We start from the raw sequence: 11,581 nt of genomic DNA on the forward strand, positions 1-11,581 counted from the left end.
GGATAAGCTCGGTGGATTGTCCGCTTTTCATCTGCAGGGGTTCGTTTATGCCACAGCAATGGCCGGCCAGCGCGATTGCCGCGCTTATCCTCGAAGGCTTCGACGATTACCGCGAGCAGTTTCGGCAGATTACCAACGGTGCGCGGGTGCGTTTCGAGCAGGCGCAGTGGCAGGAAATCCAACAGGCATCAGCGGCGCGTATCGCCCTCTATGAAGAGTGCGTCAGCGCAGTCAGCGCAAGCCTGGGACAGGCTTACAGCGCAGAGGTACTGCTGGATGTGGCGCAATGGCCGCTGGTCAAGTCGGCTTATATCGCCCTGATCGACCTACGTTACGACGATGAATTGGCGGAAACCTGGTTCAACTCAATTTTCTGCGGGCTGTTCAGCCACGATCAGATCAATGATGGCTGCATGTTTATTCACACCACGCGCCCGGCGCTGCGGGTCAATGAACGTGCGCCGCAAACCCGCCTGTACGAGCCCAAAGGCAATGTCGAACAGGCGCTGCGCCAGGTTTTCGAGGATTTCAGTTTCGAAGTCGGCTATGAGAACCTGGAGCGCGACCTGGCGCGCCTGCTCAAGCAGTTGTACGCCAACCTGCCGGATTGGGTGTGCAAGGACCCTGACTTGCGCATTGAGTTGTTTGCCTCGCGCTTGTACCGCAACAAGGGCGCGTACCTGGTAGGGCGCATCTATACCCGTGATGAGCAATGGCCGCTGGTGATTCCGCTGCTGCACCGCGAAGGCCAGGGCATTCAGATCGATGCACTGATCACCGACGAGGCGGAGGTGTCGATCATCTTCTCCTTCACCCGTTCCTATTTCATGGTGCGGGTCGGCTACCCGGCGGAGTTTGTCGGCTTCCTCAAACGCATCCTGCCGGGCAAACATATTGCCGAGCTGTACACCTCGATCGGTTTCTACAAGCACGGCAAGTCGGAGTTCTACCGCTCGCTGATCAACCACCTGGCGACCACCGATGACAAGTTTGTCATGGCTCCCGGCGTGCGCGGCATGGTGATGAGCGTGTTTACCCTGCCGGGTTTCAACACTGTGTTCAAGATCATCAAGGACCGCTTCTCGCCGTCGAAGAACGTCGATCGGAACACGGTGATCGAAAAGTACCGGTTGGTGAAAACCGTCGACCGGGTAGGGCGCATGGCCGATACCCAGGAGTTCGCCGATTTCCGCTTCCCGCTGAGCAAGTTCGACCCGGAATGCCTGGCCGAGTTGCTGGAAGTCGCGCCGTCTACCGTCGAGGTCAAGGGCGACACCGTGCTGGTGCGCCACTGTTGGACCGAGCGGCGCATGACCCCGCTCAATCTGTATGTAGAAAGTGCCAGCGCCGCGCAGGTACGCGAAGCCCTGGATGACTATGGCCTTGCCATCAAGCAGCTGGCAGCGGCGAATATCTTCCCTGGTGACATGCTGCTGAAGAACTTCGGCGTCACTCGTCACGGCCGCGTGGTGTTCTACGACTACGACGAGATCTGCTTTCTGACCGAGGCAAATTTCCGCCGTATTCCTCAGGCGCGCTATCCAGAAGATGAAATGTCGTCCGAGCCCTGGTACTCGGTGGCGCCGCTGGATGTGTTCCCGGAAGAGTTTCCGCCATTCCTGTTTGCCGATATGCAGCAGCGCAAGTTGTTCAATGAGCTGCATGGTGAGCTGTATGACGCCGATTACTGGAAAAGCCTGCAGGAGGCGATCAGGGCCGGCAAGGTCATCGATGTCTTTCCCTATCGGCGCAAGGATCAGGCCGATAGGGAGTATTGAACGGCGTGCGCCTGTCGTTCTGCGCTATTGCCGCCGGTGTCTGGTTGTTGGTAGATAGCGCGATTGTTAAGGCTGCCGAGCCTGACGAGGCAGTTGTCGAACTGGCGCCGCTGCTGATCACTTCGCCACGCAGCACCACACGCTGGTTGAGTACGCCGGCTGCGGTGACGGTGATCGACGCAGGTGCTGCGCCGGGTGAACAGAACCTCGCGCTGGATGCCATGCTGGCGCGTGTGCCGGGCGTTTTCAGCCTGAACCGTTACAACCTGGCTCAGGGCCTGCGCCCGGCGATTCGCGGCTTTGGCGCGCGCGGCAATTTCGGTGTGCGCGGCATTCGCGTGTTGGTCGATGGCGTGCCCTTGACCATGCCAGATGGCCAGACCGAACTTGACGGCCTCGACCTGGGCCTGATCGAACGCATGGAAGTGCTGCGCGGGCCGGCTTCGGTGCTGTATGGCAATGCCGCTGGCGGCGTGCTGGCGCTTGAAACCCGTGAACCGCCGGCGTTGCCCTCCATGCAATTGGACCTGAGTGCGGCCGGCCTGGGTTACCAGCGCATGCGCGGCGAGATCGGCGGCAGCGACGGTAATCTGGGTGGTTTGCTGGCATTTAACAGCACCGTTCTAGAGGGTTATCGCCAACACAGCCATGCGCAGACCAACAGTCTCACCGGCAAGCTGCGTTGGTATGCACCGACTGGACGCTTGCGTCTGAACTTCAATGCCATCGATAACCGCGCAGAAGACCCTGGCGGCCTTACGGCTGCCGAGGTTAAGGCGGATCGCCGCCAGGCGGCACCGAACAACCTGCGTTTTGATGCCGATGAATATATTCGTCAGCAGCGCCTGGGCCTGGTCTGGGACGGTTACGCAGCCGGTGCCGATGAGTACCAACTGCGCAGTTACCTGGGACATCGCGAGTTTGGTAATCGGCTGGGGTTTACCACCAGTGGGCAGACGACTTTCGAGCGTTACTTTGGCGGACTTGGCGGGCAGTACAGCCATCACCGCGAACTAATCGGTCTGCCCCATAAAATTACCACCGGCTTTGATCTTGAGGCGCAGCGTGATGATCGTCGGCGTTATGACAACCTGCTTGGCGAGCGCGGACAGTTACGTCAGCAGCAGGATGAGTCGGCGCTGAGCCAGGGACTGTTTATCGAAGATCAGCTTGATCTGAGCGAGCGGTGGCAGGCCACACTCGGGCTGCGTTACGACCAGGTAAGGCTGGCGGTGGATGACTTCTATCTGGCCGATAGTCGCGATGATTCAGGTTCGCGCAGTCTGAAGGACTGGAACTACAGCACTGGTCTGAGTTATCGCTTTACCCCGCAGCAGTCGTTATATGCGCGGCTGGCCAGCTCCTTTGAAACGCCAACTATCAGCGAGCTGGGCAACCCACAAGGGGGCGGCTTCAATAGCGCGTTGCAACCTGCCCAGGCGTTCAGCCGTGAGCTTGGGATCAAAGGTGAGTGGCCTTCGCTGCGTTACGCGCTATCGGTGTACCGGATTGAGCTGGAGGATGAGATGGTGGGCTTTAGCCTGGCAGCTCAGCCTGGGCGTAATTTTTACCGCAATGCCGGTGAGTCGCGCCGAGATGGTCTGGAATTGAGCGTGGATTGGCAGTTTGCCGATGCCTGGCGCTGGTCTGTGGCTTATGCATACAACCGCTACCGTTTTGAAAATTATCAAACGACAGCGGACGACTTCTCCGGTAAGCGCATACCGGGTATTCCACGGCAAACCCTGTTTAACGAACTGGCCTATGAGCATCAAGGTGCTTATGTGCGCCTCGGTGTAACGGCTCAGGCACGTGTGTATACCAACGATGCCAATAGCCAGTCGGCCCCCGGTCATGCCGTGTTCAATCTACGGTTCGGCAAGCGTTTTCAGGTGGGTGAGCAAAGCTTGGAGCCTTACCTGGGCGTCGATAACCTGCTTGGGCGTGAGTATTTCGACAACCTGCGCATCAACGACGGCAATGCTCGTTACTTCGAGCCAGGGCCTGGACGTACTCTGTATGCAGGCTTACGTGTGCTGTTTTAGCCTGCGGCGACGAAGTGGGCAGCAGTTTCAAGCAGCCTGAACTAGGCTGAAAAAAGGTGTCCAAGCACCTATTCGATGTCCTTGGTTGGAGGCTACTTTATGAGCGCCAAGTTGCAGAACGCCTTGCTTGATCTGTTGGTTGCCCTTGGCCTGTATGAGCGGCCCAAGCTGCAGCCCATTCCTGTACGCAGCAATTCGCCTGACTCCAAAGCGGTTCCCCCTCGACGCTAGGTTCTCCCGCCCTTATTCATGCGCTCGGCTACGGTCAGATAATGTCTGGCTGTGGCTGCTGCACCTTCTAATTGGCCCAGATCATTACTGCGTGCATTAAAACAAGCATTTGCTAGCGTGTTGGCACTGCTGTGCTAGACCTACACCTGAAGTTATGTAAATAGCTCAGACAGGGATAGCCTCAATGCGCCAGAACCTCCCAGTGACTCAGCGGGAAAGAACCTTCCCCGCAAATGAACGGCTGATTTCCACCACCGACCTGAACAGCAATATCACCTACTGCAACGACGCTTTTGTCGAAATCAGCGGCTTTACTCGCGAAGAGCTGGTCGGTCAGCCGCACAATCTGGTGCGCCACCCTGATATGCCTCCAGGTGTATTCGGCCACATGTGGGAAACCATCAAGCAGGGCAAACCCTGGATGGGGATCGTCAAGAATCGCTCAAAAAACGGCGATTACTATTGGGTCAGCGCCTATGTCACGCCGATCTATGAAAATGGCCGGGTGGCTGGCTATGAGTCGGTACGTTCCTTACCTGATGAGGCGCAGAAACGCCGTGCTGAAAAACTCTATGCACGACTGCGTGAGGGTAAATCTCCGGTACCCAAACTGGAGTTATGGACGCTGGATATTATTCAGTCATGGCCACTGATTCTGGCCGGTCTGCTCATTCTTGGCGTGCACTTTGTGCTGAGCGGCCCTTGGTTGTGGGGCTTTATTTTCGCGGCAATGTTTGGCCTAGGTTCTTACCAGTTGTATTCCAAGCGCAGCTTGATCAGACAGACGCTTGCGGAACATCCCAAGGCGTTTACCAGTGCCCTGGTTGCCCTGACTTATACCGACAGTCGTGGTGCTCAGGCTTTGCTGGATATGGCGATGATCAGTGAAGAAGCGCGCTTGCAAACCGCGCTCACCCGTATTGAAGATGCCGGCAATAACGTCAAAAAGCATGCTGCGCGATCAGCCGATCTTTCACGCTCGGGGGCAAAAATGCTCGATCAGCAGCGCAGTGAAACGGATCAGTCGGCCACTGCCATCAATGAAATGGCTGCCACCATTCAGGAAGTGACACACAACGTACAAAGTACTTCGCACGCAGCGGAGGAGGCTGACCGTTTGGCCAAGCAGGGCTTAGAACTGGCGAGTGGCAGCCTCGACTCCATGCATCACATGGCCAAGGCAGTGGTCGATATTGGTCAGGCGGTCAATGACTTGGCTAACTCCACTCAGTCAATCGGCAGCGTGGCGGATGTGATTACCTCGATTGCCGAGCAGACCAACCTGCTTGCGCTCAACGCCGCCATCGAAGCGGCGCGCGCCGGCGAGCAGGGGCGAGGCTTTGCGGTGGTGGCTGATGAGGTGCGCTCGTTGGCTTCACGCACACGTGAGTCAACTGAGCAGATCCACCAGATCATTTCCTCGCTACGTGCCGGCGCTGAACGTGCAGTGGTGACGGCGGGCAAGGGCGAGGCAATTTCCAAGCAGAGTGTCGAAAGCGTGGAGTCTGTGCGCACCGCGCTGGATGGCATCAGCGAAGCCGTCAGCCGCATCACCGGCATGAGCCAGCAGATGGCCTCGGCTTCCGAAGAACAAAGCCATGTGGCCGAAGATATCAGTCGGCAGATTACTCAGATTGCCCAGCTCTCCGACCGCAGTGCTGAACAGGCGCATCAGGGCGCGACAATTGGTCAGGAACTGGAAGACATGGCCGACTATCTGCACAGTCTGGCGGAGCGCTTTAACCGCTAAGTGATGGTTCGCGTGCATGCTTATCGGCTCACCTCAGTCTGAGGTGGGCCGATTTTCTATCTGTTATGGCAAACTGCGCGGCTGAGGAGAACTCGATGCCACGCCCGCAATGCCCACGTTGTACCCGCCCAATCGAGCGCTGCTTATGTGCGCTTATCCCCTGTCTTGCCAGCCGTACTCGGGTGCTGATTTTGCAGCACCCGAGCGAGGTCAGGCATGCGCTGAATACCGCACGCCTGGCGGCTTTGGGTTTGAGTAATGCTGAACTGTTGGTGGGGGAGGTCTTCGAGTCGCTTACTGCGCTGTTACAGCAGCCGGGATATCGCGCGTGTTTGTTATTTCCTGGCGAGCAGGCACAAGCATTGCTGGCGTTTGCCGAGCAGCACAGCGAGCTGCCGCTGCTACTGGTGGTGCCCGACGGCACTTGGCGTAAGGCGCGCAAGATGTTGCACCTGAATCCGTTGTTGGCGGCCTTGCCCAGGGTTGTGCTGCCAGCAGGCTTGCAGTCGCGTTACCGTTTGCGCAAAGCACCGATGCCCGGTGCGTTATCAACCATCGAAGCGATTGTTACCGCGCTTAATACAGTCGAGGCACCTGCCTGTTTCGATGTGCTGCTTAAACCCTTTGAGGTGCTGATTGAGGGGCAAATCAAGGCGATGGGGGAGCAGACCTTCCAACGCAACCATGGTAAGTCGGATGCATCATCCTGACTCGTCAGTTACTTAGATAAGGTATTTCAGCGCTCACGCATGGCTTCCGAGCGAGCTTTCAGCACCGGTTTGAGTAGGTAGTCGAGAACGCTTTTTTCGCCAGTGATGATGTCCACGGTGGCAACCATGCCGGGGATGATCAGCAGTGGGTGTTCCTCGCTGCCCAAATGGCTTTTATCGGTTCGTACCTGGATTAGGTAAAAGCTGTTGCCTTCTTCGTCGGTGATGGTGTCAGCGCTGATCAGTTCAAGGTTGGCCTTCAGTCCGCCGTAGATGGTGTAGTCGTAGGCGGTGAATTTGACCATGGCCTTCTGCCCAGGGTGCAGAAAGGCGACATCCTGTGGGCGTACCTTGGCCTCGATCAGCAGGCTGTCATCGAGCGGCACAATTTCCAGCATGTCATTGCCGGGCTGGACCACGCCGCCAATCGTGTTGACCTTGAGTTGCTTGATCACCCCGCGCACGGGGGAGACCACGGTTGTTCGGCTGACGCGGTCATCGATGGCCACGCTGGTGGCGGTTAGTTTCTTCAGTTCGGTGCGGATTTCATTGAGTTCCTTAAATGCGTCGGAGCGAAAGCTTAACTCGGACTCTTCGATCTTACTTTTGATTTCATCCATTGCCGATTCGGCTCGGGGAATCGCCAGGTTGGTAGCGTCCAGCGAGCCACGTATCTCCACTAAGCTGCGGCGTAGGCGGAGGATTTCTACTTGGGAAATGGCCCCGGTTGCGACCAAGGGCTGCGACATATTCAGCTCCTGTTGCAGCAGGCCCATGCTTGAGCGGTATTGTTGGGATTTGGCGCGAAACTCGGCCAGCTCTTGGGTTTTTTGCTGCAGTTGTTCGCCGAGAGTGCGCTGCTCACTTTGCAGGCGATTTTGCCGAGACTGATAGAGCGCCAGTTCATCCTCAGCCAATTGTGGGGCCAAGCGCAGGATATCGGCCGGCATGCTTATAGGACGGCCTTCGGCTTCTGCGGTTAATCGTTCAACCCGTGCAACTAGGGCTAGTCGGTCAGCTTCGGCTTCGCCACGGTTGGAGAGAAAGCGGGTGTCATCCAGGCGTAGCAGCACGGCGCCTTTCTCGACGATCTGGCCTTCGCGCACAAATATCTCGCTGACGATGCCGCCTTCCAGGTTTTGGATGACCTGGATCTTGCTGGAGGGGATGGCTTTGCCTTCACCGGTAGTGACTTCCTCCAGTACGGCAAAGTTGGCCCAGATCAATGCCACGATCAGGCACGTACTGACAACCCAGACGGTGATGCGGGTAAACCAGGGTGAGTCTTCGAGGATGGCGCCGTCGACCTCCGGCATAAATTCGGTGTCCTGCTTGCGCTGGCGCATGCCGGCGAAGTAATCGCGAATCGAGGTGCTTATTTGCATGAACGTTCCTATACCGCAGCAGGGCCAACTCGACCTTTGCGTAGCGCTTCAATCACTGCTTCTTTCGGACCGTCCGCAACAATATGGCCGTTATCCAACACCACGAGACGGTCTACTAGGCTGAGCATTGAGGCGCGGTGGGTGATCAACAGCATGGTTTTACCCTGTGCCCATGTCTGCAGACGGTTGCGCAGGATTTCCTCGCTGGTGTTGTCCATGGCGCTGGTGGGCTCATCCAGCAGCAAAATAGGTGGGTCTAAAAGTAGGGCGCGGGCCAGTAGTACGGCTTGCCGTTGACCACCAGACAGCAGCTGCCCACGCTCGCCTACCGGGCGGTCAAAACCCTGCGGATGTTGCCGTGCCAGGTCGACGACGCCAGTAAGTTCCGCCACTTCGAGCATGCGCGCATCGCTGACATAGCGTGCGCCCAGCGTCAGGTTGTCGCGTAGGCTGCCAGCCAGAAGCGGTAAGTCGTGGGCAACGTAACCAATCTGATGACGCAAATCGGCCACGTCGAGCTGCCGCAAGTCGAGGTTGTCGAGCAGAATTTGTCCCTTATCCGGGCTGTAAAAGGCCATTACCAGGCGGGCCAGCGTGCTTTTGCCGGAGCCGCTGCGGCCGATGATGCCGATACGCTCGCCGGCAGTCATGCGTAAGCTAATGCCGGCTAAGGCGGGTGTGCTTTGCCCGGGGTAGCTGAACGTGACGTCGCGTACATCCAGCGCGCCATGCAGTTGGGTGCGATCCAGTGGACGCTGTTTCGATTCACGCTCCTGGGGCAGGGCCATCAGCGCATCTGTGCTAGTCATGGTCAGGCGGGCCTGCTGATAGCGGGTGATAAGCCCGGCTATCTGTCCCAGTGGCGCCAGAATTCGGCTGCCGAGCATATAGCAGGCCACCAGAGCGCCCACGCTGAGCTTGCCGGCAATGATGATGTACACCCCGCAGACAATGGTTGACATGCCGGCAAACTGCTGCAAAAACAAGGTGCCATTGGTGGCGATGGCCGCCAGCGAACGTGCGTGGATGTCCAGGCGGGTGAGGGCACCATGAGTTTTCTCCCACTGATGCTGACGCTCACTTTCCGCGCTACACGCTTTAAGGGTTTCCAGGCCACCAAGGGTTTCGATCAAAAGTGCTTGGCGTTGCGAGGCCAATTGCAGGCTCTTTTCCACGGTGTCGCGCAGGCGTGCCTGGATGATAAAGGCGAACAATGCAGTGATCGGAAACGCGAGCAGAGGGATGACCACCAGCCATCCACCAACCAGCCAGATCACCGTAATCATCAAGAACGAGAAAGGCAGGTCAATCAGGCTGGTCAGGGTTACCGCTGTGAGAAACTCACGCAGCCCCTGGAAGTCATGAATGCTCTGAGCAAAGCCGCCGATGGTGGCGGGGCGGGCCTTCATCGACATGCCGGTAATTCGCTCAAACAGGGTCGCCGAGAGCACCACATCGGTTTTCTTACCAGCGGTATCAAGCAGGTGCGAGCGCAGAATCTTCAGGAGTAATTCAAAGCCCATGCCGATTAATAAACCGATAGTCAGCACCCAAAGCGTCGAAGTCGCCTGGTTGGGGACGACACGGTCGTAGGTCTGCATCACAAACAGCGGAACCATCAGGCCGAGCAGGTTGATCAACAGGCTGGCCAGAATGGCGTCGGTGTAAAGCCAGCGAGACAGCTTGAGGGTGTCACGGAACCATGCCTCGATCCGCGGTACCAGTGGGTTTCGTGCTTCTTCTAATTCGTGCCGTGGGCGGGCGAAAAAAGCCTGGCCGCTGTATTCCGCGGCCAACTGTTCGCGATTAACCCATTGCTCTCCACCATCCGCCTCGCAGGGCAAAATCTGTGCTTGGTTTTTCGGCCCCCACTGCCGCAGGACTGCGCTACGGCCGTTTTTTAACAGCAGCAGTACAGGAAGATTAAGGGTTGAGATGCTGGTCAGATCACGTTGCAACAACCGCCCTTGCAAGCCTGCCCGTGCTGCTGCACGGGGTAACAGCTCGGCGGTCAGACGCTGCTCTGGCAGCGGTAGGCCTGCACTCAAGCTGCCACGGCTGGCTGAGCAGCCGTGGAGTTTGCAAAGAATCAACAAGCCATCAAGCAGCGGATCATCGTGATTTAAACGCGGATCGCTGGACGACCCCGGCCGTTCCATGGTGGTCAAGGTTACTACTCCTTATGCCGGTTCTATTTCATTGCCGGCAGACGGGCCTCGCTCTTCACTTCAGTGAGGGCTACAGCTTCTGCCGGTACTACCACTTGTTGCTGACGCAACAAGTCACCCATCGCTGCGGCTACCCGGTACATAGAGAACTCTTCGCTATAGCGCACTTCGCTGTAACGGCGGTTAGCGGTAAATAGCTCGTTTTCACTGTCCAGCAGGTCGAGCAGGGTGCGTTGTCCCAGGCTGAATTGCTGCTGATAGGCTTCGCGAACGCGTGCGGTGTAGTCCGCATAATCTCGCGCTTTGGGGGTTTGCAGTCGGGCGTTCTCCATGGCGTTCCAGGCCAGGGAGAGGTTCTCGTTGAGTACGCGCAGGGCGTTGTTGCGGATGTCCATCGACTCATTGATCTGGTGGGCAGTCGACTGCAGGCGCGCCTTGTCACGCATGCCGTTGAACAGGTTGTAGTTCATCACCACGGCTGCACGCCAACCGTTGTTGTGACCTTCATCGCCCTGGGTGTTGTTGTCGGCATTGGTGGCCAGCTCAAGGTCTACGCGTGGGTAGAAGGTCGACTTGGCGACCTCGTATTGTTTTTCGGCCGCTTGCACATCGGACTGTGCGGATTTCAGGAAGGGGTTGTTATCCATTACCGCCTGCCGAGCGTCGGTCAGATTTTCCGGTAATGACCCTTTCAGTGAGGCTGGGGAGGCCAGCTCGTCGGGCATACGACCAACGGCACTGAAGAAGTTGGCTTCGGCGTCTGCCAGGTTTACCTGTTCGGTGTAGAGGTTGTTCTCTGCCAGCGCAAAACGCGCCTCGGATTGATCAAGATCCGCCGTACTGCCAACCCCTTGCTGGCTGCGTAGACTGATTTGATCATTAATACGCTGATGGGCCTGGAAGTTGTTGCGCGCAAGCTCAACCATTTCACGGCGCATCAGCAAGTCCAGGTACACCTCTACAGTACGCAGAGCCAGGCTTTCCGACGTGCCGAGCAAGCGATAAGCCCGCGAGTTCACCACAGCTTTGGTACGCGCCACTTCGTTGGGTGTATTAAAGCCATCAAAGATCATCTGCCGTAGGCGCAACTCGGAGGTGCCGTAATTGAGGGTGTCGGTGTTGTGGTTGCCCAGCGCCCGTGTGCTGGGGCTGTCAGTGTTTTCTCGGCCGTAGCCCACGAGCAGGTCGACGGTTGGCAGATAACCACCTTTAGCAATTTTGACGTCTTCATCCGATGAGAGGCGGCTGTTGGCCCCAGCATGGACCTCCGGGTGGTTGTCCAGGGTGCTCTGGATCGCCTCCGACAAGGTGATGCCTTGTGCTTGGGTGCAGACCGCTGCCAGCACGATACTGCTCCATAAAGGGTTGAGTGCGCGCATCTGATAACTCTCCTTTAAAGTTTTCTAAATCCTGTCGCCAAAAAAATGGCTTATCTGTCTTGTGGATTACTCTCAGCTTGTAACATCACAGCTAAGAACACTTTTAAGAGTAGCTAAGAAAAAATTGTTACAAGC

General features: G+C 57.3%; 7 protein-coding genes and 2 pseudogenes. 6 read left to right on the forward strand and 3 right to left on the reverse strand.

The annotated features are described in order from the left end of the window. The first annotated feature begins 47 nt into the window (after positions 1-47). From aceK to ACIGEK_RS09815, 6 genes and pseudogenes are all read left to right on the forward strand, one after another. On the forward strand, positions 48-1,778 hold the full coding sequence (gene aceK / locus ACIGEK_RS09790; protein ID WP_397493157.1) for a bifunctional isocitrate dehydrogenase kinase/phosphatase: 1,731 nt from the start codon (positions 48-50) through the stop codon (positions 1,776-1,778). A 5-nt stretch (positions 1,779-1,783) separates the two neighbouring features. Next, entirely contained in the window at positions 1,784-3,823 is a 2,040-nt protein-coding gene (locus ACIGEK_RS09795) for a TonB-dependent receptor family protein (protein WP_397493158.1), read from the forward strand. A 99-nt stretch (positions 3,824-3,922) separates the two neighbouring features. Continuing rightward, positions 3,923-4,054 carry a PA1414 family protein gene (locus ACIGEK_RS09800; protein ID WP_397493159.1) on the forward strand — a complete coding sequence of 44 codons (132 nt, stop codon included), beginning with the start codon at positions 3,923-3,925 and terminating at the stop codon, positions 4,052-4,054. A gap of 184 nt (positions 4,055-4,238) precedes the next feature. Further along, a pseudogene (locus ACIGEK_RS09805) lies at positions 4,239-4,520 on the forward strand (PAS domain-containing protein); the annotation flags it as partial. Between the two features lie 309 nt (positions 4,521-4,829). Then, a pseudogene (locus ACIGEK_RS09810) lies at positions 4,830-5,804 on the forward strand (methyl-accepting chemotaxis protein); the annotation flags it as partial. A gap of 95 nt (positions 5,805-5,899) precedes the next feature. Continuing rightward, entirely contained in the window at positions 5,900-6,514 is a 615-nt protein-coding gene (locus tag ACIGEK_RS09815) for a tRNA-uridine aminocarboxypropyltransferase (protein WP_397493160.1), read from the forward strand. Between the two features lie 26 nt (positions 6,515-6,540). Here ACIGEK_RS09815 and ACIGEK_RS09820 read toward each other — a convergent pair whose 3' ends face one another. Genes ACIGEK_RS09820 through ACIGEK_RS09830 form a run of 3 tightly spaced genes read right to left on the reverse strand, consistent with a single transcriptional unit; the run spans position 6,541 to position 11,446 of the window. Then, the gene (locus ACIGEK_RS09820; RefSeq protein ID WP_397493161.1) at positions 6,541-7,899 is read right to left on the reverse strand and encodes an HlyD family type I secretion periplasmic adaptor subunit; all 1,359 of its coding nucleotides are present in this window, start codon (positions 7,897-7,899) and stop codon (positions 6,541-6,543) included. Between the two features lie 8 nt (positions 7,900-7,907). After that, positions 7,908-10,058 carry a type I secretion system permease/ATPase gene (locus tag ACIGEK_RS09825; protein WP_397493986.1) on the reverse strand — a complete coding sequence of 717 codons (2,151 nt, stop codon included), beginning with the start codon at positions 10,056-10,058 and terminating at the stop codon, positions 7,908-7,910. Positions 10,059-10,090: 32 nt separating this feature from the next. Then, positions 10,091-11,446, reverse strand: a complete 1,356-nt coding sequence (locus tag ACIGEK_RS09830) for a TolC family outer membrane protein (protein ID WP_397493162.1) — start codon at positions 11,444-11,446, stop codon at positions 10,091-10,093. Between the last annotated feature and the right edge of the window lie 135 nt (positions 11,447-11,581).

Source organism: Pseudomonas sp. NPDC079086 (genome assembly GCF_044542155.1).
In the GTDB taxonomy this organism is placed as follows: Bacteria; Pseudomonadota; Gammaproteobacteria; order Pseudomonadales; family Pseudomonadaceae; genus Aquipseudomonas.